Here is a 23,504-nt window from a genome sequence, read left to right on the forward strand (position 1 = left end):
CCAGGCACTCCCGCCCCTTTATCCAAAGCAAACCATGAGCAATATCCTCGCCGTCGCCCTGCAAAGCATGCACCAGGACAGCGTCCGCCTTGAAAAGGTCGGCACCAACCTGGCCAACGCCTTGACCACGGGCTACAAGCGGGAGGTGGTCTCGGTCCGGCCCACCCCCTATTCGCAGCTGGGCGCCTCCTTCAGCGCCCAGTTCGACGCCCTGTCCGCCCCGGCGGACGCGACGGGCGGCATGCTGCAAACGCAGACGGACGTCCGCCCCGGCACGCTCAAGTCCACGGGGCAGAGCCTGGACCTGGCGCTGGACGGGGACGGGTTTTTCGAGATCGCCACCGATTCCGGCCCGGCCTATACCCGGCAAGGGTCATTCCACCTGGACGGCCAGGGCCGGCTGGTGAATGCCCAGGGCTATCCCGTGATGGGCAAAGGCGGCGCCATCTTTTTAACGACGCGCAACCCGTCGATCGATTCCCGGGGCTACGTCTTTGACGGGCCCAAGTCCGGCCCGGCCGGCTTTGCCGGCAGTCGTCCCGTCGCGCAGGAGCCGGTCGGCCAGCTCAAGGTCATGCAGTTTGAAACGCCAAAGGCGCTGCAGCACCTCGGGGACGGGCTGCTCGCTTCGCAAAGCCCGGCCGGCATGATGAATGACGTGGACATCCAGGTGCGCCAGGGCTTCCTCGAAAACTCCAATGTGTCCTCCATGCAGGAAATGGTGCAGCTGATGCAGACCATGCGGCATTTCGAGTCCATGCAGAAAGTCGCCACGGGTTACGACGAAATGATGGGGACCGCCATCCGAAAGCTCGGCGATCTTGCCTGAGCCCGTTTTAGTACACGCCAACCAGGGGAATTTTGATGTTCGATGCGCTTTATATCGGTGCGACCGGAATGCAGGCCCAGCAGATGAATGTGGACACGATTGCCAACAACCTGGCGAACGTCAACACCACGGGGTTCAAAAAGGGACGGCTGACGTTTTCCGACCTTGTCACGCGCTCGGCCGCGCCGCTGGCTTCGGCCAATGCCGGCGTGCCGGCCGGCTTGATCGATGCGGTGAGCCGGGCGGGGGCGGGCGTCGGCATAGGCGGCATGGCCAAGCTTTTCGACATGGGCGACCTCAAGAAGACGGAGTCCGCCTTCGACGTCGCGATTGAAGGCGACGGGTTCATGGAGGTGACCCTGCCCGACGGATCGCAGGCTTATGCGCGCGGCGGCACCTTGCGGGTCAACAAGGACGGGTTGCTGGCGACCCAGGCGGGTTATGCGCTCAAACCCGGCCTGAGCGTTCCCGACAACGCGCAGGCCTTGCTGATCGATCCGGACGGCACCGTGCGCGTGCGCCTGGCCAACCAGGCCACTCCCGTGAACATCGGGCAAATCGACCTGGTGAGGTTTTCAAATCCGCAGGCCTTGCTGGCGCAAGGGGACAACCTCTACCGGCCCGCCGAGGCCGCCGGCGACCCGGTTGTCGGCAAGCCGGGCGAAGAGGGGCTGGGCCGGCTGGCCCAGGGATTCCTGGAGGGCTCCAACGTCAAGCTGGTCGACGAAATGGTGAACCTCATGATCGCGCAGCGCGCTTACGAGGCCAGCGTCAAGGTTGTGCAGGCCTCCGACGAGATGCTCGGCATGGTCAATGCGCTGCGCCGGTAGACGCATGGGCATGCCTGCGCTTCGTTTTCCGGCGTTACCTGGCGCCGCCGCGGTGGCGGGCTTGTGCCTGTCGGTGCTGCTTGTTCCCCGGCCCGCCCAGGCGCAGGCCGCCGCGAGCCTGGCGCGCATCAGCCTTCCGGCCAGCGTCCAGGTCGGCCAGAGCGACGTGCGGCTGGGCGACGTTGCAAGCCTTGGCAGCCGGGATCCGGTGCTCTTGCGGCGCCTGATGGATCTGCCCCTGGGCCGCGCGCCGCGCGCCGGCCAGTCCTTTGTGCTGGAGCGGGACGTGCTCGCGCGATGGGTCCGCAGCCACGCGGGCCTGCAGGGGGAGCAGATTACCTGGCAAGGCGCCGCATTTACCGACATCAGCCTGCGCAGCCGCGACATACCGGGCGACGATATCGTGGCCTGCGCGGACAAGGCCCTCAGGCAGCAGCTGGGCAGCCAGCTGCCGGCCGGCAGCCGCATCGAGCTGCAGCCGGTGGCAGTGCCGCATGATCTCGCGGTCGCCGATGAATCGGTCGAGTTGAGTCCCCGCCCCATGGGCGCCGCAACGCTCGCGCCCAGAATGACGGCCTGGGTCGACATAGGCGCGGCCGGCAAGGTCCAGCGATCGGTGGCGGTCGTTTTTGAGGTCGCGGTCTACGGGCCGGTGGTCGTGGCCGCCAGGGACATTCCGGCGGGCGCGTCCCTTCTGGCCGGTGACGTGGAGGTGCGCGAACAAAACCTGGCAAGGGCCGCGGCCGCGCAGAGAAGTCCGGCGCGCGGCTTTTCGGATGGCCAGCGTTTGCGCCGCCCTATCCGTGCCGGCGAGGCCTTGACGGCGGCTCATACCGAAACCATTCCCGACGTTGTCCGCGGGAGTTGGGCCGTGCTCGAAGCGCGCCAGGCCGGCTTGAACGTGCAAAGCCGCGCCGAAGTGCTGCAGGACGGCCGTGCCGGCCAGATGGTTCAAGTCAAGCCCGCCAACGCCGCGGCCAGTTTGCTGGTTCGGGTCGCCGGCCCGGGCCGCGTGGAGATGTACCCATGATTTTTCGCATTTTCAAAACGGGCAATGGCCTGCCCATGAGTTCTGCTGCCGTGCGCCTCGCCGCGCTGGGGCTGCTGCTGTGCGCCTGGGCCGGCCTGTCGCAGGCCCAGGGCGTCAGCCTTTACGACGAAAAAACCTACCGTCCCTATACGGCCGATAACAAGGCCTTTCGCGTGGGAGATCTCCTGACGGTCCAGGTCTTTGAAAATTCCAGCGCCAGCAGCAGCGCGGACACGGATACCCGCCGGAAAAACAGCCTGTCGGCGGACTTGAGCCACCGCGGCGACACCAAAGCCCAGACCAGCGCCAGTGTGGCCGGCGACTTTGACGGCGGGGGCCGCACCCAGCGCGCCAACCGGCTGCTGGTCACGCTGTCGGTGACGGTGCGCGAGGTGTTGCCCAACGGCGACCTCGCGGTGATGGGCGAGCAGACGCTGACGGTCAACCAGGAGCCGCAACGCGTGACGCTGGAGGGACGGGTCAGGCCCGTGGATGTGTCCGACGGCAACACGGTTCTTTCCACCAGGCTGGCCGACGCCAAGATTACCTATGTGGGTGAAGGCGACATCGCCGAACGCAACCAGCGGCCCTGGTGGCGCAAACTGCTCGACTGGACGGGATTCTGAAAATGGCGCTCACTTCATTCCCGCGGCCGGGAAACCGGCCCGCCTCGCGGCTATATGCCTTGCCCCTGCTGTTTTTCTGCGCGCTCTGCCTGGCCGCGCCGGATTCGCACGGCCAGACCGGCCCCATACGCATCAAGGACCTCGGCAAGCTCCAGGGATGGCGCGACAACGCGCTGACCGGCACCGGCATCGTGACCGGGCTGGCCGGGACGGGCGATTCGCCGACCAACCGGGCCACGCGCCAGGCCTTGTCCAATGCGATGTCCCAGTTCAACCTCAGCGTGCCGCCCGAGCAGATCCAGAGCCGGAACGTGGCGGTGGTCATGGTCAGTGCCTCGCTGCCCAGCTTTGCCCGTCCGGGCGACACCCTGGATGTCACGGTGTCGTCCACGGGCGACGCGCGCAGCCTGGTCGGCGGCAGCTTGCTGCAGGTGCCCTTGAAAGCCGCCAACGGCCGTGTCTACGCATTGGCACAGGGCCAGCTGTCGGTGGGGGGCTACCGCTATGACTCCAACGGCAATGTGCTGCAGAAGAACCACCCCACGGTGGGGGCCGTGCCCAACGGCGCAACCGTCGAGGTCGGCACGGCCAGCGCCCCCGCGGAGCCCGGGTCCATCGCCGCCACAGTCCCCAACGTCACTTTTCTGCTTGCCGAGCCGGACTACACAACGGCCAGCCGGATCGCATCGGCCATCAATACCCAGCTGGGCGCCAACCTGGCCCAGGCGCGCGATGCCTCGGGCATCGACATCGAGGTGCCGCAAAACCAGCGCGCGAGCCTCGTGGCCTTCCTGTCGCGCCTGGAGTCCGTCACGGTCGAGCCCGACCGGCGCGCCAAGGTGGTGATCAACGAACGCACGGGCACCGTCGTCGCCGGCGGGGACGTGCGCATCGCCAAGGTGGCCATCACCCACGGCGACCTGAAGATCGCCATCACCGAACAAAACAGCGTCTCGCAGCCTTTCTTCATCGGGGAAGCCGGGCCGGGCGTGCGCACCGCGCTGGTCAGCAATACCCGGATCGACGTCGACGAGCGCAACAGCCCGGGTTTTGTGGCCGGCCAGACAACGGTGGCCGACCTGGTCCAGTCGCTTGCCAAGCTCAAGACCAACACCCGCGACATCATCTCCATCCTGCGCGCCATCAAGTCAGCCGGCGCCTTGCATGCGGAACTCGTTGTCCAATAGCGCCCCCATTCACCCACGTCACGCCAAGGCCACATCCCATGTCAAACAGCATCGAATCCATCACCACGGCAGCGCTGTCTCTCGCGCTGGACGCAGCCGCGGCCAGGCAACAAGTCATTGCCAGCAACATCGCCAACGCCAATACCGAAGCTTATGTGCCGCAGGCCCTGGATTTCGAAGGCCAGCTCGAGCAGGCGCGCCGGACCTTGCGCGAGCACGGGCGGCTCGACGCGGCGGCGCTGGGCGACATGAAATTCCGCCAGCAACCCGTGCTTCGAAGCGACGGCCAGCCGGCGCGTGTGGAACTCGATGTGGAGGTCGGGAACATGGCCCGCAACGCGGTCCAGTACCAGGCCCTCGTGAAAGGCCTTTCGCGCCACCTCGCCATGCTTTCGTCGGCCGCGACGGAAGGCAAAAAATAATTCGACCGACCCATTCACGTAGGGGACCTGCATTCATGGACTACTCCGATTCCTTCGCCATCAGCGCCGCCGGCATGAGCCTGGAGCGCACGCGCGCCGACGTGGCTTCGCTCAACCTGGCCAACGCCAATACCATTCAGGGCGCGGAAGGGCCCCAGTACCGGCCGCTTCGCGTGGTGGCCCGGGCCGCCGCGATGGCGGCATCCGGTTCGCCGGCGTTCGCCGATCTTTTCAGCCGGGGCGTGGGCGGCACGGGCCTGGCCGGCGGGCCGGCCGTGGTGTCGGTCGAGCCGACCGATTTGCCGCCGCGCATGGTCTATGAGCCGGGCCATCCGCTGGCCAACGACAAGGGTTTTGTGGCTTACACCGGCGTGGACAGCGCGACCGAGATGGTGACGCTGATGAGCGCCATGCGTTCCTATGAGGCCAACGTCGCGGCGATGAATGCGGCGCGCACCATGGCCCTGAAGGCGCTGGAGATCGGAGGCGCGTCATGAGCACCGAAATGATCGCGCCGCTTGCCGCGGCAACAAGCCTCAACCTTCCCCAGCTCCAGCCCATGAATGAGGGCCCGCAGGGTGCGGGCTCCTTTGGCGCCATGGTGACCCAGGGTTTGCAGCAGGTCAACGAACAGCTGCTCGCAACGCAGGGCGACCTCCAGGCGCTGGCCGTGGGTGACGTCCAGAACCTGCACCAGGTCATGGTCCGCATGGAAGAAAGCCGGATTGCCTTCCAGCTGATGATGCAGGTCCGCAACCGCCTGCTTGAGGCGTACCAGGACGTCATGAAGATGCAGATATAGCCCGATTCCCGCGCAAACCTGTTTTAAAGAAGAAAGCTGAAGCAATGATCGATTTCTGGAAAGGGCTCGCCCGGCCGGCTCGCGCGCTCCTGGTGGGCGGGCTGGTGCTGTTCCTGGGCACCGTGGTCTTTTTTGCCTGGTGGGCTTTCAGGGTGGAATACCAGGTGCTGTTCACCGACCTCAAGCCCCAGGACGCCCTCGCGATGACGGCGGAGCTCGACAAGCAAAAAGTGCCCTACCGCCTCGGCGACGGGGGCTCGACCATTCTTGTCGACAAAACGCAGGTGCATGCGACGCGGATCAAGCTGATGGGCAAGGAAATTCCCTTGCAGGGTGTCGTCGGGTTCGAGCTGTTCAACAACACCGATTTCGGCATGACCGAATTTGCCCAGAAGATCAACTACCAGCGGGCGCTTCAGGGCGAGTTGACGCGCACCATCCTGTCGCTGGCCGAGGTCAGCGAGGTGCGTGTCCACCTGGCGCTTCCGGAGCAGGGCCTGTTCAAGCAGGCCAGCAGCAAGCCCAAGGCCGCCATCACCCTGACGCTCAAGCAGGGCCAGAACCTTCGCCCCGAGCAGGTCTTCGGCATCCAGCACCTCGTCGCTTCCGCCACGCCGGGAATGACCCTGGCCGACGTCGCCGTCGTCAACCACCAGGGCGTTGCGCTGAGCCGCGTGACCGCCAATGCGGAAAGCGGCGCGGCGCCGGCCAACAGCTCGGCCCGGCTCGACCTCAAGAAAGAAACCGAAGACTACCTGGCCCGCAAGGCGGCCCTGGTGCTGGACCAGAGCTTTGGGGCCGGCCAGGCGATCGCCAGCGTGGACGTCCTGCTGAACATGGACCAGATCCGCACCACCACCGAAGAAGTCATCGCGGCGCCCGGACGGGAGAACAAATCCCCCGCCGGGGTCATGGTGCGCGAGCGCGAGTCCGTGCGTGATTCCGGGGTGGCGCCGCTGGATGCGCGTCCCGGCACCGGTGCGAACGGCAGCACGCAGCGGGAGGTGGAATACCAGGCGGGGCGAAGGGTTGAGCAGGTGGTCAGCCAGCCGGGTTCGATCCGCCGCATTCAGGTGGTCGCCGTCGTTCGCAAAGCCCTGGATGCCGGCGACGAGGAGCAGACGCGAAAAGTCATTGCCGCGGCGGTGGGCGCTTCGATAGAACGCGGTGACACGGTGGTTGTCCAGAGCCTCAAGAGCGGCGCCATGCCCCTGCCGGCGGTTTCCGATGCGGTCAGCGACGCGCCCCGCGCCGGGGGCGCATCCGCCGCGGCGCAGGGCGACGTGCCCGCGCCCGTCGTGGCCATCGCGGGCCTGTTGCTGGCCGTGCTGGGCGGCCTGGTTTGGCTCCTGCTGCACAGGAAAAAGGCTGCGGCCCCCGCGATGAGCGAGGAACAGAGGCAAGCAGCGCTGCACCAGGTCCGCGCCTGGATGCAGCAAGAGTCACCGCCCGCGGGACTGAAATCGTGAGCCTGGACATATCCTCCCCCGTGCGGCAGGCCGCGCTGACATTGCATGCGATGGCGCCGCAGGATGCCGCATGGCTGCTGCGGCAGCTTCCGGCCATCGAGGCGGCCGAGCTGCAATCCCTGCTGGAGGAATTGCGCAGTTTGGGCTTGCCTTCCGATCCCGCTCTTCTGGGGGCCCTGCGTCCAAGCCATGAGGCGCCCCGGGAACCCGCCCCCGCGGGCAAGGCCGGCGCCGGCGAGTTGTCCCTGGAGGCCGTCAAGCGCGAGCTCGACGGCGCGCGCGCGGAGCTGTTGCTTCCCATCCTGAAAGCGGAGCCGGTCGCGCTGCTGGCGTTCCTGCTGTCCCTGAAAGCCTGGCCGTGGGCCGACTCCCTGCTGGCGGCGCTGGAGACGCACAGGCGGCTGTCGCTGCGGCTGCAGCTCGACAGCCCGGGGTTCAGCGCCGGGGCCGGCCAGGCGCAAGCCGCTGAACTGCAGCTTGCGCTGCTGCGGGGCCTGCTTGAGCGTTACCGGAACGCCCAGGCCTGTACGCCTTCGCGAAGCGAGGCCCACGGCCTGGCCGGTGGTGTTGAGCGCTGGTGGCGGGAGCGTCGTCGGTTCTGGTCCAGCATCGTTGCACCCATCAAGGCCCGCGGATGAATACCGATAGTTTTGTCATCAGAGGGGTTGCGGAGGGCGCGCCGCTGGAGTTGCGCGGAGCGCCGCGTGCGCCCGCGGTCCTGCCCTTGCACGCCGCGGGTTCCGGGAAACCGGCGCCCGCGCCGGCCGGCCCGACGCCTCTTGACGCCGACGCGGGCCGTGAGCAGGCCCGGCAGGAAGCGCGTGCTGCCGGCTATGAAGCCGGCCGGGCCCAAGGCGAAAAAGACGGCTATGAGGCCGGCCTCCAACAGGCCCTGGAGCGTTCCGAAACGGACCGCCGCGCGGCTTTGGAAAGCGACCAGGCCGGCCAGCAGAAGCTGGCCGAGGCCCTGGAAAAAATACACCGCCTGGCCCAAACGGTGGCGCGCGAGAAAACCGGTTTTCTCGAAGGCGCCGAGGACGACATGGTGGCGCTTGTGTTTGAGGCATTCTGCCGGGTGCTGGGTGAAACAGCCGCAACGCCGGACATGGTGAGGGCCGCTGTCAAGAACGCGCTCAGTCACTGGCGAGGCAAGGCCGCGCTCGAGATTCATGTTCACCCGCAAGACCTGGAGTGGCTTGAAGGGGACAAGGAGCTGGCGGACCGATACGCCGCGCAGGCGCACCACGCGATCCGCTGGGTGGCCAACGCGGAGCTTGCCGTGGGCGGCTGCATGTTGCGTTCGCCCGAGGGCGCGCTTGATGCGCGCCTCGAGGTGCAGGTCGAGGCCTTCAAGTCCATGCTGCTGCAGACCCGGGCAACACGCCGCGCGGAGGGGGCCGCATGAGGTCCAACCCGGCAAACATCGCCCCGGCCCCCGGCCCAGGGCTGGGGGCTTATTCGCAGGCGCTCAAGGAGCGGGACCTGATGAGGCGGGTAGGCTGGGTGCGCCAGGTCCAGGGCCTGGCCATCCAGGCGCAGGGGCCGGACGCCACGGTCGGCGAGCTGTGCCGGATTCACCCGCGCCTGGCGGCGCACCGCCCATCGGCGCGGGACTCCGCAAGCGGCCCGCCCGCGGAAGACGCCGGCGTCCTGGCCGAGGTGGTCGGCTTGCATGCCGGCCATGTCACGCTGCTGCCCTACGGTTCGCTGCAGGGCGTCAGCGCCGGCGCCGAAGTGGTCGCGCTTGGCCGGGCATCGATGTTCGGCGTGGGGCCGGCCCTGGTCGGCCGCGTCATCGACGGTTTCGGCGAAGCCCTGGATGGCGGCGCGCGGCCGGCCACGGTGCGCAGCGTCCCTTTGCACGGCGCGCCCGTCAACCCCATGAAACGCCCCCCGGTGGCGCGCATCATCGAGACCGGCATCCGGGCGATCGACGGCCTGCTGACGCTCGGCCAGGGCCAGCGCGTGGGCATCTTCGCGGGAAGCGGGGTCGGCAAAAGCACCTTGCTCGGCATGATCGCGCGCCATGTCAAAGCCGACATCAACGTCATCGCACTGATAGGCGAGCGGGGACGGGAAGTGCGAGACTTTATCGACAAGCAGCTGGGCCCCGAGGGCCTGCGCCGCTCCGTCGTCGTGGTGGCCACCGCGGACCAGCCCGCGCTGGCCCGGATCCGCGCCGCCCATGCGGCGGTCGCCATTGCCGAATACTTCAGGGAGCAGGGGCAGCAGGTCCTGCTCACCATGGACTCGGTCACAAGGCTTGCGATGGCCCGCCGCGAAGTCGGGCTCTCGGCGGGCGAGCCGCCCACGGCCCGCGGCTACACCCCCTCGGTATTTGCCGAGCTGCCGCAGCTGTGCGAACGCTTCGGCACCTCCGACAGCGGCGGCTCCATCACGGCCCTTCTCACGGTTTTGGTGGAAGGCGACGATTTCAACGAACCCATCTCGGACAATTTGCGCGCCATCCTGGACGGGCATATCGTGCTGTCGCGCGCGCTGGCCCATACCGGCCAGTATCCCGCCATCGATGTCCTGCAAAGCACCAGCCGCCTGCGCACGGACCTGACGGACAGCGCCGAACGTGAACTGGTCCATCGCGTGACCCGGCATATTTCGCTGGTGGAGCGCAACCGGCAGATGGTGGAGATCGGCGCCTACGAAGCCGGGACCAATCCCTTGCTGGACCAGGCATTGCGGCGCGACACGGTGCTCAAGGAATGGATGACGCAGCGCGAAGGCGGCTTTGACCGCCCTCGCGCGCTGGAACAATTGCGGGCCTGCATGGCGGAAGCCGCGGCGGCCCCGGCCGCAGCCGCGGGCGCAAAAACCGGAGGCTCGCGATGAACCCGCCGGGCAACAGGAATTCCGCAAAAGGCGACCTGCGCGGATTCAAATATCCGCTGGAGTCCCTGGCCAGGCGGGCCCAATGGGAGCTCGATGCCTTGAACGGGAAACTCGCCAAGGTACAGCAGCAGCTGGCATCCGTGCGCGCCGAACGGGATGCCGCCGAAGGCCTGCACCGGCAGGCGTGCGAGAAGCTGGGGCGGCAACTCCAGGCGCGCCTGGACTCCTCCCGGCACCAGGCCGGGCTGCTTTACCTGGCGCAGCTGCAGGCCTCGATGAAAACGCTGCAGTCCCAGCTGGCGGCGCTGGACAAGACGCGCGTGGAGGTGCTGCAGCTATGCCGTGCCGCCGAGGCCCGGCTTGAAGGCCTGCGCTCCCACGAATCGGGGGCCGTGGATATTTATGTGCGCGAGCAGTCGCAGCGCCATGCGGCCGAAGCCGACCGGGACTGGATGGTGCGCGAGGCTTTCAACAAGGCACCGGCAAGCCCGCCGGCCGAACCGGGAGCCGGCGCATGAGTTCCCCCTTGCTCCCCATGCCCCCCTTGCGAGAAGGCCAGGTCGGGCCGCGCCCGACGCCCAAGGCCGCTTCCGGCGACCAGCAGCCATCCGCCGGCGCCTGGAAGCGTGAGATGGAGCAGGCGCAGCGGCACAGCTGGTTCAAACCGGGGCAGGCCGCGGCGCGCGCCGATGGCCGGCCCGAAGGCGCGCCCGGCCGGGCTCCCCTGAATCCAGGCCGGCCGCATCCGGTATCGCCGGGCGATGCGGCGAAGGCGGACAGGATGGCGGGACCGGCGCCGGCAGTCCCCACTGCGATGTTGCGAGGCCCGCTTGCAATGCCGGTGCCCGCCATGACCGCTGCCCGCCCGCCCGGGCCCGAAAGCGGCCGCCTGCCCGCCATGGACATACGGCTTGCCGGCCTGGCGCTTGCGCTGGCGGGCGCGTCGCGCCTGAAGGTGATGGGCCTCAAGCCTTGCGCCGAAGCCGGCGAATTGGCGGCACAGGCGTTTGATGCGCCGGCGGCGCACCCGTACAGCGAGGAGCCCGGCCCGGGCCCGCAGGCGATACGCCTGCATGCCGAATGGCATGGGCCGGAGGTCACCGTGTGGCTGGGCATCGATGCCCAGGCCGATGCCGCACAAGCGCAGGTGGCGCAGCTTCTGCCCCAAATCCGCGCCTGTCTCGAGGAGCAGCGAAGCAGGCTCGCCAAGCTGGTCTGCAATGGCAAGACCGTCTTTGATGCTTCTTCCTCTTCCGTTTCAAGGTTTTCCTATTTCACCCAGCCCAAGGAGTTTCCATGACCATCTCCGCGATCAGCGCCCCGCAAAGCAGTTCCTCGTCCAATTTGCAGGCCAGCAGCCTCGGGCTCCAGGACTTCCTGAAAGTGCTGCTGACCCAGCTTTCGTACCAGGATCCGCTCAAGCCCATGGACAACCAGGAGTTCATGGCCCAGATTGCCCAGTTCACCAGCGTCGAGCAGACCCAGCAGCTCAACACCAAAATCGAGACCCTGATCAACAACCAGGCGGCCTTGCAGTCGGTGGGGCTGATCGGGCGCACCGTCGATGCCACGACGGCCTCGGGCACGCTGACGGGCACCGTCACGGCGCTGTCCTTGCAGGGAAGCGCGCCGTCCCTCAGCGTGAAAACCGCTTCGGGGGCGGTGATAGACGGCGTCAGCATCAGCCAGATCGTTGCGGTGCGTTAAGGCCGGACATGCACGGCACAACCGGAGAACACAATGCTTGATTCGATCTATGTCGGAATGACCGGCCTGCTGGGATATTCCAAAGGTCTGCGGGTGATCGCGAACAACACGGCCAACCTCAACACCCCGGGATTCAAGGGCTCCAGCCTGCAGTTTTCCGACCTCTTTTATTCCAACAGCAACCTGGCCAGCAACAGCGGTTCGGGCAGCTACGGCGGCCTGGGCTACGGCCTCAATGCGGGATCGACCGTGCTCTCCTTCAAGCAGGGGGAGATCCGGCAAACCGACAATCCGCTGGACATGGCGATCGACGGCCAGGGTTTGTTCACCCTGAGGGACGCGGAAGGAAACATCACCTATACGCGGGCCGGCCAGTTCAAATTCAACGGCGCGGGCGTGCTGGTGAACCAGGCGGACAACGCCAAGGTCATGGGCCGCTCCGCCGATGGGGGACTCACTGAAATCAGCCTCTCCGGGCTGGGCACCAACGCGGGAAAGGCCACCGGGACCGTCAAGTTCAGCGGCAATCTCTCCAGCACCGTCACCGACCAGACCGTGGGTGGCGTGCGCGTCCTCGACGCGCTGGGCGGCGCGCATACGCTGAACGTCAAATTCACCAACACGGACGCGACGACCCCGGGAAGCTGGAGGGTCGAGCTGATCGAGGGCACCGCGGTGCTCGCGACCCGGCAGATCATCTTTTTTGACGGCAAGCCCACCGCCGCAACCGCCAAACTCAGCATGACCTACACGCCCGCCGGAGCCAAGGCGATGCCGCTGGTGCTGGATTTCAGCACCGACGTGACCTCCTTTGCCGCGGGCAACCTGTCGACACTGGCCATGTCCTCGCAGGATGGCGTCACGCCGGGCGCCTTGACCCAGGCCAGTTTTGATTCCACGGGGACCCTGGTGCTGGGCTACTCGAACAGCCAGACCGTCAAAAGCACGCGCCTGGCCCTGGGCCGCTTCGATTCCCTGGATGCGGTGGGCACGGTGGGCAACAACCAGTTCAGCGCGCTGGACCCGGAACACTGGAGCACAGGCAGCGCGGAGGAGGGCGGCTTCGGCTCGATACGCTCCGCATCCGTGGAGATCGCCAACGTGGACCTCTCGCAGGAGTTCAGCGACCTGGTGGTGATGCAGCGAGGCTTTCAGGCCAGCTCCCAGGTGATCTCGACCTCCAACGAAATGCTGCAGGAACTGTTTGCGCTGAAAGGCAAATGATGGTGATGGTTGATGCGAATGCGGCGGAGACCGCCCTGATTGCCGAGGCGGACGCCGCTTCGAGGCTGCGCGAGCTCAGGGTGTTTTCAGCCGCCCAGCGTGAGCGCGTGGGCGCTGTCATCTCGGCGGCACTTTCGCGCTGGCAAGGCGCCTGGGACTGGCGCGGCGCGCGCGCGGAAGCCGGGGCTCTTGAAGTCCGGGTCTCCGATGCCCTTGATCCGGCCTGTGCCGGGGCCTGGCATCAACCCTGGATGGTGTGCGAGTTTGGCGGCCACGGCGCCGGCCTGCCGAATCTGCGCTGGCGCGTGAATGATGGCGGAGCGGCGCCCGGCTTTGCCCTGGAGCGCTTTGCCGCACACCTCTGGGGTACGGCGGACGAGCGCCAGTTGCCGGAACCCGCACCGGCCCCCGGGTCCATGGCCGCGGAGATGGCCTTGGCCATGTGGCAGGACTTCTGGCGGCAGTGGGCCCTTGCGTGCACGCCGCGCCAGGCAGTCGCAGCGGTGCCGGCGGAGATCAAGGTCCGGGCGCTTGACTGGCCCAGGCCCGAGGAATTTTCCGGCGTTTTGCTGGCCGAGTTCCACCTTGCGGGCCTTCAGTGGACTGTGGCGCTGGAGGCCGCCGGTGTGGATGCCATCCTTGTGAATGCCGGCGAGGCAAAACCGGGCACACCCAAAACCTCGCCGCAAACCGATCTGGTCCGCGTGGATGCCGCCTTGGGCCAACGCACGCTGGCGCTGGATGCGTATTTGCACCCCTGCACCCTGTCGCTTGGCGCGCTCCAGAACCTGCGGGTCGGCGACGTCATTGCGCTTGAGCACCTGCTGGACCAGCCTTCTGAGCTCTTTTCTGAAAACCGCGAAAAAGTGGCCCATGCCTGGATGACGCAGACAAACGGTTTTAAATCGCTGGAACTCGCCGGCACGCAACCCTAACCTGAGACCCAACGTGAATACAGTCCTTGGAAAAATGATGAATCCACCGCCCCACACCCCCGCCTATCCGGGGGCCGATTCCGACAAGCCCGAGGTCTCGGCGCTCACGGTCCGCCCGATTGCATTCCCCCATGCGCCGGCGAACGACAGGCGCCAGCAGCCTGAGGGCGCACCTGCCGAGAAAAACAGCTGGCGGCCCGAAGGCAAGGCGTCCCATCCCCTGCACCAGGTGAAAGCCACGCTCCAGGTCTACCTGGGGTCGGCGACGCTCACCGTCGGCGAACTGATGTCCGCCTCCAAAAATCAGCTGCTGGTGCTGGACCGGGCTGTGGGGGAGCCCGTGGACCTGCTGCTGGAGGGCCAGGTGGTTGCCCGTGGGCAGCTGGTGGCACTCGATGACCGTTTTGCGGTCCGCATCACGGAATTGCCGCTGCCGCTGGATATTCAAGGCGGCCTGTCGCCCGACACCAAGCCATGAGGCTTGCCGGTGTGTTGTTGCAGCGGGCTCAAGGCCGCGGATCAGCCGTGCTGAACCGGCCCCCGCTTTTTTTCCGCATCCTGCGGATGATGGCGGCGTGCCTGTTGTTCAGCCACGCCGCCGCGTACGCCCAGAACGCGGCGGCATCCGCCGCTGCAAGCCCTTCCGCCTCCATGGCGAGCGCCCCTGTCGTTCTGCCCAAGACGATTCCCTTCAAACAGGACTCGGCACCGGCTTCCGGCGATGCAAGTCCCTCCCTGGCCGCCATTGCCCTGGTTTTATTGCTCGGCCTTGCGGGTTTTGGGTGGTGGGCATGGCGCAAGCGCGCGCTGGCTTCCGGCCCCGAAAGCGCCGCGACGGGGTTGCGTTTATGGGGCCTTACGCCGTCCAGAAAAAACCTCCTGCTCCATGGCAGCACGCGCCTCTCGCCCAGGCACAGTGTTCACGAAATCGAATGGCGGGGCCGCCGCCTGTTGATCGGATGCGCGGACCAGACCATGACTTTGCTGTCCGAGCGCGCGCTGCCTGAATCGCCCGAGGCGGAGGACACGCCATGACGCGTTCACCTGTCACGGCCTTGCCGCGGCGCTGGGTCGCCGGCATTCTGGTTGGCATGCTGTGCTGCTGGGCATCGGTGAGCGCGCAAACCACCGAGCCGGTCGTGGAAAGCGCTGTCAGCGCTGAAGCGCCGGGCACCCGGGATTCCGCCGGCGAGCCCTCCGTCCAGCTCAAGGCCAGCCCGGCGCTGTCCGCGGCGCAGCCACCCGCGGCGGCCACCCGCCCGCGTGCGCCCGCGCCCGCCGCGGCAAGCAAAACACCCGCAACGGAAACCTCGCAAGCGCTGCGCGTCGTGCTCGGCCTGACGGTCCTGGCGATACTGCCGGCCATGCTGGTGTGCCTGACGAGTTTCCTGCGCACCATCATCGTGCTGTCCATGCTGCGCCACGCCATCGGCATGCCCGAGACGCCGCCCAACACCGCCTTGATAGGCCTGGCCCTGTTCCTCACGATGTTCACCATGTCGCCGGTCCTGCAGAAGATCAATGTGGAGGCTTTCGAGCCCTTCATGGCGGGGCGCATCGGCATGGAGCAAGGCTACGACAAGGGCGTGGGGCCGCTGCGTGAGTTCATGGTGCGGCAGACCCGCGAAGCCGACCTGGCGCTGATGGTGGAGCTGTCGAAGGCGCCGGTTCCGCAGTCCATGGACGACATCAGCAACGTCCAGCTCATTCCCGCCTTCATGCTGTCCGAACTGCGCGCGGCCTTCCAGATCGGTTTTGTGATCTTCCTGCCCTTTTTGCTGATCGACCTCATCGTGTCCAGCATCCTGATGGCCCTGGGCATGATGATGATGCCGCCCACCACCATCGCCCTGCCCATCAAGATACTGATGTTCATCCTGGTCGACGGCTGGAGCCTGGTGCTCAAGGCGCTGGTTGGCAGTTTTCACTGAAATTTCAGGGGTTCAACGCGATGTCCGCCCGCAGCAACGCACAGACCACCGCCGCCGCGCTTGCCGACGACGGCGAGGCCGCGCTCTGGCAGGACTGGATTCAGAGGCGTGATGCCGCCGCCCGTGAGCGTCTGTTGCAGCGGCATCTGCCTTATGCGCGGGTCGTCGCGGCAACTTACTATGCGCGCCGGACTCATGATGAAATCGAGTTCGAAGAGTATTTGCAGCTTGCGCGCGTGGGTTTGCTCGAATCGCTCGATCGTTACGACCCGGCTCTCGGTGCGCAGTTCAGGACCTTCGCGGCCAGGCGGATGCAGGGCGCGATCCTCAGCGGCCTTGAACGCCTCACGGAGAAGAACCAGCAGATCGCGGTCCGCCGGGAAGTACAGCGCGACCGCCTGCAAGCCGCGAAAACCGCCGCAGCCGACAAACTTTCCCAAAACTTGACGCATGACGGCACGGCCGGCCCGCCGGGAGGCAAGAAGTCGGAGCAGTTGCTGTTCTCCTACCTTGCAGAGGTCGGCATCGGGCTGGCGCTGGGTGTCATGCTGGAAGGCACCGGCATGATCGAGTCGGAGCCGGCGGACGGTGCGGCCATGGCCGCGTCGGCCGAAGTCACCTATTTCCAGAAAAATGAAATCCAGCGCCTGCAGGACAGCTTGCGGACACTGGTGGCAAGGCTCAGCGAGCAGGAGAGAACCGTCATCCGCTGCCACTACCTTCAGGACATTCCCTTCGACGAGATCGGGCATATGCTGGGAGTCAAACGCAGCCGGGTTTCACAGATCCACCAGCAGGCCTTGAAAAATCTGCGCCAGGGGCTGGCACCGGACGCCTGCGACGTCTTTGCCTGAGCGCGGCAATCCATGTGTGTTTCCACTTATTCAATTGAAAGTAACCGATGAACCAGGACCGTTTGCGGCAGCTCGAAAAATACCTCGAAACCGACCCCAACAACCTGTCGCTGCTCGGGGAGGTGTTCGATGTGGCGCTGCAATGCGCTGAATGGGAGCGCGCCGAGTTCCATCTTCGGCATGGCCAGGCGCTTGCGGGAACCTACCCGGCATGGGCGTTAAAGGAAGGCGATTTCTGGCTGGCCCAGGGCCGCTACGATCGCGCGCGCGAACAGCTGGATCTGCTGGCGGGCATTGCCGGCGCGCCGCCAGGCTTCATGGCCGTGGTGTTGCACAACCTGGCTTTTATTGATCTGCGCGAAGGCTTGTTCGCCGCCTGCGTTGAGCGGCTTGCGCCGCACATGGAGCAGCCCGGCGACGCGCAGGCCCCAGCGCCGGACGCGGCGGAGCGGGCGCTGCAGCTGTTGTGGCTTCGCGCCTTGCACCGCGCCGGCGACCTGGAGCGCGCCTGCGTGTGGGCAAAACAAGCCGACGGCAGGCAGCTTCTTGATCCGGGCGCGGCAGGCGTCGCCAGCTTGATCGCCATCGACGCCTCCGATCTCGCTTCGGCGCGTCGCTGGGTTGCAATGGCCTTGAACGACGCGAACCCGGCGGGCCACCCCCCAGCGCCTATCGAGGCCTTCGTCACGCAGGCCACGCTGTCGCTGGCGCAAAGGCGGGCCGACCTGGCGGTGGAGTGGTCTGATCGCGCCCTCGCGCTGAATCCACAAGACGGCCGGGCCTGGTCGGCGCGCGCGTTCGCGCTGATGCTGGACGGAAAACTGGATCTGGCCCGGCGCGACTTCGCGAGGGCGCTCGAGGCCATGCCCGGACATATCGGCACCTGGCACGGCCAGGGTTGGGCCGAACTGCTGATGCGCGATATGGATGCCGCGGAGAAGAGCTTCGCAACCGCGCTTGCCATGGACCGGAATTTCGCCGAAAGCCATGGCGGCCTGGCCGTGGTGATGGCGCTCAAGCAGCGGACCGACCTGGCCCGCGAACATGCGGAGATAGCACTGCGGATAGACCGCACCAATATGTCGGGGCGTTATGCCCAGGCCATCCTCGACGGAGGTGTGAATGACGCCGAGGCTATCCGCAAGTTGGCACACAGGCTTTTGAGCAGCCGCGACAGCGCGAAGGGCCAGAACCTCACGGAGATGACGGACGGCCTGCTCTAAGCCGCCGCGCCAGGTCGCCGCATGCGGGTCAAATCGCCGTGTTGGCGTTTCTTACCAGGTGTGCGGCGGCGTCTTCCATAGCCAGTCCCAGTTCGGAGTCCGATTCCATCTGCGCGGTGACCTGTTCCACCAGGCGCGACAGTTCGGCATCCTGCCCGGCCAGCGCCGGGAATTGCTGCTTGAGCACGGCGCCCATGAAGAGCCGGAACGCTTTCGCGGAAAGCTGCGAGTCGGCCTTGTCGAGCTTGCGCAGCTCCTGCAGCAGCTGTTGTTTGATCTTCGCCTGCAGAAGCTCGAGCGCCTGCGGCAACGCCGCGCCGGGCGATCCCGGCGAGGCCGCGGGCTGGCTGGCGGGTTTATGGGGCGCAGCGGCGTCGACTGGCTGGGCCTGCGCAACGCGCGAGCGCAGGAAGGCCAGCAATTGCGAGGAACGCTCGATGGCCGTCATGCTGCAGTGCTCTCGATGAACTGTGCCATTTATTTCTCGGTCGATTGGTAGTTCGACAGCAGCACGTGCTGGACATCGCCCCTATCCGGATCCGGCGACGGGTCGTTGTGCGGTGTAGCCCCAGCCGGGAGTTCACGGATACGGGCCATGACCTTGCCAATATCCGCCGACAGCGCCGGATTGCTGGTGTTGAGCCGCAGGCCCGACTCGAAGTGAAGCAGCGCCTGTGCGAACTCGTCGTTGGCCAAGGCCATATAGCCGCGCACGAAATGAAGCAGCGCATTGCCTTCGGGCAGCTGCAGAAGCGGTTGCCAGCTCAGCGCGGCGAGCGCCATCCGGCCGCCGCTCATTTGGAGCAGTCCAAGCTGGTAGCGCGCGATATGCAACCCGGGTGCCAGCAGGATGGCATTTGCGAAGGCCGCTTCCGCTTCTTCGAAATGGCCTTGCGCCGCGTGTTGCGCAGCCATCAGCAAATGCGGTTCCGCGGCGCGAGGGTCGGCCTCGGCACTGCGCCGGAACAGCTCGAAGGCCTGCGCGGATGCCCCGGCCCGGCTTGCCGCCAGGCCCTCGGCCAGCAAGGAGGCTGCCCGGTCGTTTTCAGGAGGATGGTCCATCGGTATGCTCCGGTAGCAGGTATTTGAAGGCGAGCACGCGCCGGTCTGACGGGCAGATGCGCGAGACGCCGCGGCCGACATGCATGGGGTCTCCCAGAATCTTGACAACGCGGCCGGGTTTGGGAAGCGCCGCGCCTATGACATGCTCGTTTTCGTCGAAGACGATGGTTTCCCCGCCCCAGTTGATATGCCATTCCTTCGCACAGTACACCAGCGCCGTCACATGGCGATGGCGCATGGCCCGCTCGTTCGGGCCAAGATCGTAGTGCGCCCGGCCTTCGGTGCCGAAGGAATTGCTGGACAGCGTGCAGTCGTACAGCTCGACCGGGACGTCATGGGAGCGGCGAATCACATCCCAGCATTGTTTGATGGCATCGAGGCTCGGGTCCAGGTCATCGAACGCGAGCTGAACCGGGCCGAGGTCGTCAGCCGGGCTTGGTGTGAAGACCAATGGATAGTACCAATGGCAGTCAAGGTGGTCCGAATTGAAACGTTCACGGCGATTGATGAAATAGACGGGAACCCACTGGACCGTTTCGATCAGTCTGGCGGCGAGATCCGGGTCCAGCAGGTCGTCGGAAATTTCGCAGCAAGGAATTTGAGAGCTGTTCATATGCGGGATGAAAAACAAGCGGGGTTCGGGGCCAGGGCCGCCGAACCCCGCTTGCGGCCATCAGACAATTAAAGGCGGTCGATGCCGCCGCCGCCGCCGTCGTCGCCGCCGCCGCCGCTGCTCAGCGGAACCCCGAGAGGCCTCGGCATGCGGGCCTTATGCACCGCGCCCCAGCGCAGGTCGCTTTTGGCCTGGAAGTCCGCCTGGGCGCCGCCAGCCGCTTGCTGCCTTTTCGCCGTAGATTCATGTTTGGTGTTCAATGCCTTCTTTTGCATAAAAGCTCCTGGAGTTAAGGAAAGGGATGCGGGAATTTTGATCCTGAAAGGACCCGAGTAACCATTCCCAAAGGTTCTCGTTGATAGCCGAAATACATCGGCAACAATCCGGGGACAAGCACTTTTGCGACGGACAGGGGTAGCCGGCCCTGTTCAATGGCGCAGTTTTTCGGCGTGATGTCGACAGCGATGGGCCGCAAGTCCGCCTCGGCGAATTTGTCCAGCAGCGGAGCCAGGCTCTCGATGGGTTCAGCTTCCGGCCAGGCCTCGAGCCGGGCTGCTGACGGCGCGGGAAACAGCACCTTGTCGGCCTTGCGAAAATGCTTCCTGAAGCCGTAGATGTGGAAATGGTGGCCGGCCAATGCCACTTGCGCCACGCTGTCGATGGGGGAGGGGTTGCCGTTCAGGTGCGAAAACACCCGGCCCTCCAGCTCATCGAGCGCGGCCAATGCAGCCGCCGTGAAGTCCGCGCCGGCTGCCGTCGCCATCGTCGTGAAGTGGCGCTCCTCGTGCTGCGCGGCGACCAGCGCGACCGGCGCCCAGAGCGAGTGCAGCCGCTGAAGGCTGACTTTGCAGCCGGCCGCCTCGAGGCTGCGGATTCGTTGCGCAACGGCTTGCGGCACCGTGTGCGGCGCGAGGGGATCGCCGCAGGTCTGGCTTAACCAATGGCCGATAAACGCGTCGCGCTCTATGAGTTCGAGCAGGCCGCGGTAGACCGCGTCATCGATGCCGGCACCCGCCGCGCACCCTGACGAGGTCATCTGTGTCACCAGAGCTGAAGGCGTATGGCCGTGCTTTTCCAGCCCGCTGCGCATGTAGACCAGGTCCGCGAGCACATGAACTTCGCGCCCTTCGATCAGGTCGATGCCGCGGGTCCAGAGGTAGTTGGCCTTGTCGTCGAACGGGCGATAGGGGAAGTCGGGGTCGGCATACTGCGCCGGGTGGTAGCGAACGAACTCCGTGGGGGCTATCGCGCCCGGCAGGTCGCCTATCCTGGCCTTCTGGATGTTTTTCGGCTCGTAGTAGCCCAGGCGCTCGACGGCTTCGGCTTGCGCCTTGAGGGCGGCGAGCCATGGATCGCGATCCCGCCCCCATGTGGGGGGCAGTTCGTGCAGGGAGTTCTTGAGCTCGGCGCGTCCCATGTAAAAGGGCAGCGAATAGAGCGTGGAATGGTTTTGCACCCAGGCGAAGTCGAAATCCGCGCCGCTGCGGTATTGCGCCACCTGCGCCGGGGTGGGCTTGTTGCCGAACACCGCGGCGCCCAGAATGAGTTGCGAATCGAGTTCGCAGAACCTGGCCACCACGTCCTCGTAGTAACTGCCCAAAGTGGCGAAACCAAGGCCCAGGCCGGGCGCCGAAAGCCCCGCATTGTGAAGCGCCGCGCCGGCTTCCATGAACAAATACTGCAGTGACCTGTTGCGGTAGCGCAGTGCCGCCACGGCGGGATCGGCCACGACAAAGAGGGCCCCGGTCGCGTATTTGATCTGCCATGGCTTGCTGAACGCGCGCGGCAGCAGCCCGTGCAATTGGTTGACGGGCCGCAAGCGGATTGATTTTTCCGCCGGATATTCGACGCGATAGATGCCGGGAGCAATGTCTCCTACCGTGCGCTGCAGGGCGACATAAACCTCCAGCAGGTGCATGGCCCCGGCCGAGGCCAGCGTACGCTGGGGGACCTGGTGCCGGATGAAGCGCGGATGGGTTGCCTGCACGACACCCGCTATCGACCACAGGAGCTTGTGGACCGCCGGCGCCGAGGGGGGCTTCTGGTCGTCAAAGGTATAGCAGCTTTCGCGCGACTGGAAAAACGGCTCCAGGGGCGCGGACGGAATTTTGAAAACAGGGCCCCGATTTCCGGCTCCTTTATCCGCGGCCGAAAAGCGCTCGGCAATCGTGTTGGTGAGCTTGGGGTCGGCGCCTAGGCCCACGGGGCTGCGCTGAAAGGCATAGCTGTTCGCATTGGCGCAGGCCAGGACGGCGTCGATGAGCACTCTTTCGCCGAACAGGAAGTCCAGGAATTCCGAGAACTCCTCGACGGGCAGGGGCCTGGCGCTTCGCGCTGAATACTCTTCGAGTACCTGCGGCCTGGTTTTGCTGCCGTCGCAGAGCAGGAACACGATTTCGAGCAGGCGGCGCGGTGCGCGCACCTCGATCTCTTCATCAACCGCCCGGACCAGGATCTTGTCGCCGCTGATCAGGCAGGGGCCGGCGAACATGGGACAGATACGCGCGGCATCCCCGCGCGCCGCGAGTATGGCCCCGGGAAGGCTGCTCTTGCCGGACGCCGGCAGGTAAGAGGCTTTCGCGGCCGCGGTTTTTCTCATACGGACATCTCCGGCAAGGCCGGCGCGGCCTTGTTGCGGACTGCCGTTTCGGGCCCGGATTGCGCCGATGCCGCGGCGTTCCCGGCGGCGTCTCGCGGGGTCGCGTCCGCCCTCGGGGGCGCCACGCCAAAGAGGGTGTCGAGCATCATGCCGTAGCCGGTTGGCGGGAAGATGGGGTTGGAATTCATCTCCAGCCACCAGATGTTGCCGTCCTCGTCCAGCACGCCGTCCACCGAATATTGGACGGGCGCCGGAAATTCCGTTTTCAGGTATTCCCCCAAGTGCCAGCCGAGCTTGTGGAGCTGGCCCAAAGTGTGGGGGGCCACGGTATCCAGCTTGTTGTCGTTCGCCGCGTTCCTGTTTTCGGGCGAGAATTCGCGGCCGTAGCGGAAGTCGACCCAGGCGCGCCTCTGGGGTGCCAGAACGTCGTCCATGCCGAGTTGCTGGAATGCCAGCGTGGACGTCACAAAAGACATCTCCGCGTAGTTGTCCATTTGCAGGCCCGCGTCCTTGAACAGTTCCTGCAGAAGTTGCGCGATGGTCCGCTGGCCGTCGCCGACCACCGCGGGAAAGTCGTGCAATTGCAGGTGAAACGGCGAATCACCCCAGAACCAGGCTTTGACGATGCGGCCGGGGATAAATCTCTCCGCGAAGACCACGCCCTCGCCGGCTTGGGTGAAGAAGCCGTCGCCAGGGGCCATGGGTGTGGGCGAGCCCTGGCGGAACGGCCCGCGAATCTCGTAGCCAAAAGAGCCGACGGACTTTTTGAAGATGTAGTCATGGCCGGGATTTGGTTCACCGGGCAGCCACCATTCAGGCGTGAGCACGCCTTGCGCCCGCATGCGCGATTTGAAGGCCAGCTTGTCCACGGCAAGCGGCCAGCGCAGCGGCCGATAGGGCAGCCAGCCGATGAAGCCTCTGGAATCTTTGGAAAACCCCGGGATGTGCACCATTTTTCCGTTGATGAGGCCCTTGAATTGCGGCATCAGCTTGTAGAAACGGTTTTTGGCCTTGACCTCGAGTTCAAAACTGACCAGGTCCAGGTTGGCGCTTCCGCCATGCTTTTCCGCCCATGCCTTGACGGCCCTGACGTGATTTAGCGTGATGACGATAAACATGCGGTGACTCGGATGGAGGTTTCAGGAATGGCGAAACCGGCTTCTCCCGGCTGCCCTCGGGCATCCGGCCGCAGCGTTTGCTTGGGGCCGATATGCCCACAACCAATATATCCGCCGGTTTTCCGGTTTGTTTAGCGCGGGCTGAGGCGCCGGCAAGGTCTTTTGCCCTTGCCGGCTTTTTTTGCCTGTTCCGGGC

General features: G+C 65.9%; 28 protein-coding genes. 22 read left to right on the plus strand and 6 right to left on the minus strand.

Annotated elements, in window-relative coordinates; translation table 11 throughout:
* Positions 1–34 precede the first annotated feature (34 nt).
* From AC1D09_RS05425 to AC1D09_RS05530, 22 genes are read left to right on the plus strand one after another with little or no spacing between them, the layout of a single operon-like run.
* Positions 35–829, plus strand: a complete 795-nt coding sequence (locus AC1D09_RS05425; RefSeq protein ID WP_477660769.1) for a flagellar hook-basal body protein — start codon at positions 35–37, stop codon at positions 827–829.
* Positions 830–864: 35 nt separating this feature from the next.
* Positions 865–1,659 carry a flagellar basal-body rod protein FlgG gene (flgG, locus tag AC1D09_RS05430; RefSeq protein WP_477660770.1) on the plus strand — a complete coding sequence of 265 codons (795 nt, stop codon included), beginning with the start codon at positions 865–867 and terminating at the stop codon, positions 1,657–1,659.
* 10 nt (positions 1,660–1,669) lie between these two features.
* Positions 1,670–2,689, plus strand: a complete 1,020-nt coding sequence (flgA, locus tag AC1D09_RS05435) for a flagellar basal body P-ring formation chaperone FlgA (RefSeq protein WP_477660771.1) — start codon at positions 1,670–1,672, stop codon at positions 2,687–2,689.
* Entirely contained in the window at positions 2,686–3,315 is a 630-nt protein-coding gene (locus AC1D09_RS05440) for a flagellar basal body L-ring protein FlgH (protein WP_477660772.1), read from the plus strand. Before flgA ends, AC1D09_RS05440 begins: the two co-directional genes overlap by 4 nt.
* A gap of 2 nt (positions 3,316–3,317) precedes the next feature.
* Positions 3,318–4,502 (plus strand): flagellar basal body P-ring protein FlgI, encoded by a 1,185-nt coding sequence (locus AC1D09_RS05445; protein WP_477700965.1) that lies wholly within the window; start codon positions 3,318–3,320, stop codon positions 4,500–4,502.
* A 38-nt stretch (positions 4,503–4,540) separates the two neighbouring features.
* On the plus strand, positions 4,541–4,924 hold the full coding sequence (flgB, locus tag AC1D09_RS05450; protein WP_477660774.1) for a flagellar basal body rod protein FlgB: 384 nt from the start codon (positions 4,541–4,543) through the stop codon (positions 4,922–4,924).
* A gap of 35 nt (positions 4,925–4,959) precedes the next feature.
* Complete coding sequence (gene flgC / locus AC1D09_RS05455; RefSeq protein WP_477660775.1) at positions 4,960–5,421, plus strand: flagellar basal body rod protein FlgC; 462 nt, start codon at positions 4,960–4,962, stop codon at positions 5,419–5,421.
* Positions 5,418–5,726 (plus strand): flagellar hook-basal body complex protein FliE, encoded by a 309-nt coding sequence (fliE, locus tag AC1D09_RS05460; RefSeq protein WP_477660776.1) that lies wholly within the window; start codon positions 5,418–5,420, stop codon positions 5,724–5,726. The genes flgC and fliE overlap by 4 nt, the downstream gene beginning before the upstream one ends.
* 44 nt (positions 5,727–5,770) lie before the next feature.
* Positions 5,771–7,195, plus strand: coding sequence for a flagellar basal-body MS-ring/collar protein FliF (fliF, locus tag AC1D09_RS05465; protein WP_477660777.1), 1,425 nt, complete (start codon positions 5,771–5,773; stop codon positions 7,193–7,195).
* Positions 7,192–7,833 carry a hypothetical protein gene (locus AC1D09_RS05470; protein ID WP_477660778.1) on the plus strand — a complete coding sequence of 214 codons (642 nt, stop codon included), beginning with the start codon at positions 7,192–7,194 and terminating at the stop codon, positions 7,831–7,833. Before fliF ends, AC1D09_RS05470 begins: the two co-directional genes overlap by 4 nt.
* Positions 7,830–8,600, plus strand: a complete 771-nt coding sequence (locus AC1D09_RS05475) for a FliH/SctL family protein (protein WP_477700966.1) — start codon at positions 7,830–7,832, stop codon at positions 8,598–8,600. Before AC1D09_RS05470 ends, AC1D09_RS05475 begins: the two co-directional genes overlap by 4 nt.
* Positions 8,597–10,042 carry a FliI/YscN family ATPase gene (locus AC1D09_RS05480; RefSeq protein ID WP_477660780.1) on the plus strand — a complete coding sequence of 482 codons (1,446 nt, stop codon included), beginning with the start codon at positions 8,597–8,599 and terminating at the stop codon, positions 10,040–10,042. Before AC1D09_RS05475 ends, AC1D09_RS05480 begins: the two co-directional genes overlap by 4 nt.
* Positions 10,039–10,560, plus strand: coding sequence for a hypothetical protein (locus AC1D09_RS05485; protein WP_477660781.1), 522 nt, complete (start codon positions 10,039–10,041; stop codon positions 10,558–10,560). Before AC1D09_RS05480 ends, AC1D09_RS05485 begins: the two co-directional genes overlap by 4 nt.
* Positions 10,561–10,577: 17 nt before the next feature.
* Positions 10,578–11,342, plus strand: a complete 765-nt coding sequence (locus tag AC1D09_RS05490) for a hypothetical protein (protein ID WP_477700967.1) — start codon at positions 10,578–10,580, stop codon at positions 11,340–11,342.
* The gene (locus AC1D09_RS05495; RefSeq protein WP_477660783.1) at positions 11,339–11,749 is read left to right on the plus strand and encodes a flagellar hook assembly protein FlgD; all 411 of its coding nucleotides are present in this window, start codon (positions 11,339–11,341) and stop codon (positions 11,747–11,749) included. The genes AC1D09_RS05490 and AC1D09_RS05495 overlap by 4 nt, the downstream gene beginning before the upstream one ends.
* 33 nt (positions 11,750–11,782) lie before the next feature.
* Complete coding sequence (locus AC1D09_RS05500) at positions 11,783–12,973, plus strand: flagellar hook-basal body complex protein (RefSeq protein ID WP_477660784.1); 1,191 nt, start codon at positions 11,783–11,785, stop codon at positions 12,971–12,973.
* A complete protein-coding gene (locus AC1D09_RS05505; protein ID WP_477660785.1) occupies positions 12,970–13,908 on the plus strand; it encodes a FliM/FliN family flagellar motor C-terminal domain-containing protein in 939 nt (312 codons plus the stop codon). Before AC1D09_RS05500 ends, AC1D09_RS05505 begins: the two co-directional genes overlap by 4 nt.
* Positions 13,909–13,945: 37 nt before the next feature.
* Positions 13,946–14,386 carry a FliM/FliN family flagellar motor switch protein gene (locus tag AC1D09_RS05510; RefSeq protein WP_477660786.1) on the plus strand — a complete coding sequence of 147 codons (441 nt, stop codon included), beginning with the start codon at positions 13,946–13,948 and terminating at the stop codon, positions 14,384–14,386.
* Positions 14,383–14,943 (plus strand): flagellar biosynthetic protein FliO, encoded by a 561-nt coding sequence (locus AC1D09_RS05515; protein ID WP_477660787.1) that lies wholly within the window; start codon positions 14,383–14,385, stop codon positions 14,941–14,943. Before AC1D09_RS05510 ends, AC1D09_RS05515 begins: the two co-directional genes overlap by 4 nt.
* Complete coding sequence (fliP, locus tag AC1D09_RS05520) at positions 14,940–15,839, plus strand: flagellar type III secretion system pore protein FliP (RefSeq protein ID WP_477700968.1); 900 nt, start codon at positions 14,940–14,942, stop codon at positions 15,837–15,839. The genes AC1D09_RS05515 and fliP overlap by 4 nt, the downstream gene beginning before the upstream one ends.
* Positions 15,840–15,859: 20 nt before the next feature.
* Positions 15,860–16,693: a sigma-70 family RNA polymerase sigma factor gene (locus AC1D09_RS05525; RefSeq protein WP_477660789.1), complete on the plus strand. Its 834-nt coding sequence runs from the start codon at positions 15,860–15,862 to the stop codon at positions 16,691–16,693.
* Positions 16,694–16,740: 47 nt separating this feature from the next.
* The gene (locus AC1D09_RS05530) at positions 16,741–17,916 is read left to right on the plus strand and encodes a hypothetical protein (RefSeq protein ID WP_477660790.1); all 1,176 of its coding nucleotides are present in this window, start codon (positions 16,741–16,743) and stop codon (positions 17,914–17,916) included.
* A gap of 28 nt (positions 17,917–17,944) precedes the next feature.
* Here AC1D09_RS05530 and AC1D09_RS05535 read toward each other — a convergent pair whose 3' ends face one another.
* From AC1D09_RS05535 to AC1D09_RS05560, 6 genes are all read right to left on the minus strand, one after another.
* A complete protein-coding gene (locus AC1D09_RS05535; RefSeq protein WP_477660791.1) occupies positions 17,945–18,364 on the minus strand; it encodes a hypothetical protein in 420 nt (139 codons plus the stop codon).
* A 29-nt stretch (positions 18,365–18,393) separates the two neighbouring features.
* Positions 18,394–18,978, minus strand: a complete 585-nt coding sequence (locus AC1D09_RS05540) for a hypothetical protein (protein WP_477660792.1) — start codon at positions 18,976–18,978, stop codon at positions 18,394–18,396.
* Positions 18,962–19,591 (minus strand): 2OG-Fe(II) oxygenase, encoded by a 630-nt coding sequence (locus AC1D09_RS05545; RefSeq protein ID WP_477660793.1) that lies wholly within the window; start codon positions 19,589–19,591, stop codon positions 18,962–18,964. The genes AC1D09_RS05540 and AC1D09_RS05545 overlap by 17 nt, the downstream gene beginning before the upstream one ends.
* A 68-nt stretch (positions 19,592–19,659) precedes the next feature.
* On the minus strand, positions 19,660–19,851 hold the full coding sequence (locus AC1D09_RS05550) for a hypothetical protein (protein ID WP_477660794.1): 192 nt from the start codon (positions 19,849–19,851) through the stop codon (positions 19,660–19,662).
* A gap of 29 nt (positions 19,852–19,880) precedes the next feature.
* On the minus strand, positions 19,881–22,190 hold the full coding sequence (locus tag AC1D09_RS05555; RefSeq protein ID WP_477660795.1) for a YcaO-like family protein: 2,310 nt from the start codon (positions 22,188–22,190) through the stop codon (positions 19,881–19,883).
* Positions 22,187–23,308, minus strand: coding sequence for a hypothetical protein (locus AC1D09_RS05560; protein ID WP_477660796.1), 1,122 nt, complete (start codon positions 23,306–23,308; stop codon positions 22,187–22,189). The genes AC1D09_RS05555 and AC1D09_RS05560 overlap by 4 nt, the downstream gene beginning before the upstream one ends.
* Between the last annotated feature and the right edge of the window lie 196 nt (positions 23,309–23,504).

The sequence above is a fragment of the Polaromonas sp. P1_A2 genome (assembly GCF_056406895.1).

Coding starts and splice junctions, on each gene's coding strand:
- AC1D09_RS05425 (WP_477660769.1), top strand. CDS start 35: ATGAGCAATATCCTCGCCGTCGCCCTGCAAAGCATGCACCAGGACAGC.
- flgG (WP_477660770.1), top strand. CDS start 865: ATGTTCGATGCGCTTTATATCGGTGCGACCGGAATGCAGGCCCAGCAG.
- flgA (WP_477660771.1), top strand. CDS start 1,670: ATGCCTGCGCTTCGTTTTCCGGCGTTACCTGGCGCCGCCGCGGTGGCG.
- AC1D09_RS05440 (WP_477660772.1), top strand. CDS start 2,686: ATGATTTTTCGCATTTTCAAAACGGGCAATGGCCTGCCCATGAGTTCT.
- AC1D09_RS05445 (WP_477700965.1), top strand. CDS start 3,318: ATGGCGCTCACTTCATTCCCGCGGCCGGGAAACCGGCCCGCCTCGCGG.
- flgB (WP_477660774.1), top strand. CDS start 4,541: ATGTCAAACAGCATCGAATCCATCACCACGGCAGCGCTGTCTCTCGCG.
- flgC (WP_477660775.1), top strand. CDS start 4,960: ATGGACTACTCCGATTCCTTCGCCATCAGCGCCGCCGGCATGAGCCTG.
- fliE (WP_477660776.1), top strand. CDS start 5,418: ATGAGCACCGAAATGATCGCGCCGCTTGCCGCGGCAACAAGCCTCAAC.
- fliF (WP_477660777.1), top strand. CDS start 5,771: ATGATCGATTTCTGGAAAGGGCTCGCCCGGCCGGCTCGCGCGCTCCTG.
- AC1D09_RS05475 (WP_477700966.1), top strand. CDS start 7,830: ATGAATACCGATAGTTTTGTCATCAGAGGGGTTGCGGAGGGCGCGCCG.
- AC1D09_RS05480 (WP_477660780.1), top strand. CDS start 8,597: ATGAGGTCCAACCCGGCAAACATCGCCCCGGCCCCCGGCCCAGGGCTG.
- AC1D09_RS05485 (WP_477660781.1), top strand. CDS start 10,039: ATGAACCCGCCGGGCAACAGGAATTCCGCAAAAGGCGACCTGCGCGGA.
- AC1D09_RS05490 (WP_477700967.1), top strand. CDS start 10,578: ATGCCCCCCTTGCGAGAAGGCCAGGTCGGGCCGCGCCCGACGCCCAAG.
- AC1D09_RS05495 (WP_477660783.1), top strand. CDS start 11,339: ATGACCATCTCCGCGATCAGCGCCCCGCAAAGCAGTTCCTCGTCCAAT.
- AC1D09_RS05500 (WP_477660784.1), top strand. CDS start 11,783: ATGCTTGATTCGATCTATGTCGGAATGACCGGCCTGCTGGGATATTCC.
- AC1D09_RS05505 (WP_477660785.1), top strand. CDS start 12,970: ATGATGGTGATGGTTGATGCGAATGCGGCGGAGACCGCCCTGATTGCC.
- AC1D09_RS05510 (WP_477660786.1), top strand. CDS start 13,946: ATGAATCCACCGCCCCACACCCCCGCCTATCCGGGGGCCGATTCCGAC.
- AC1D09_RS05515 (WP_477660787.1), top strand. CDS start 14,383: ATGAGGCTTGCCGGTGTGTTGTTGCAGCGGGCTCAAGGCCGCGGATCA.
- fliP (WP_477700968.1), top strand. CDS start 14,940: ATGACGCGTTCACCTGTCACGGCCTTGCCGCGGCGCTGGGTCGCCGGC.
- AC1D09_RS05525 (WP_477660789.1), top strand. CDS start 15,860: ATGTCCGCCCGCAGCAACGCACAGACCACCGCCGCCGCGCTTGCCGAC.
- AC1D09_RS05530 (WP_477660790.1), top strand. CDS start 16,741: ATGAACCAGGACCGTTTGCGGCAGCTCGAAAAATACCTCGAAACCGAC.
- AC1D09_RS05535 (WP_477660791.1), bottom strand. CDS start 18,364: ATGACGGCCATCGAGCGTTCCTCGCAATTGCTGGCCTTCCTGCGCTCG.
- AC1D09_RS05540 (WP_477660792.1), bottom strand. CDS start 18,978: ATGGACCATCCTCCTGAAAACGACCGGGCAGCCTCCTTGCTGGCCGAG.
- AC1D09_RS05545 (WP_477660793.1), bottom strand. CDS start 19,591: ATGAACAGCTCTCAAATTCCTTGCTGCGAAATTTCCGACGACCTGCTG.
- AC1D09_RS05555 (WP_477660795.1), bottom strand. CDS start 22,190: ATGAGAAAAACCGCGGCCGCGAAAGCCTCTTACCTGCCGGCGTCCGGC.
- AC1D09_RS05560 (WP_477660796.1), bottom strand. CDS start 23,308: ATGTTTATCGTCATCACGCTAAATCACGTCAGGGCCGTCAAGGCATGG.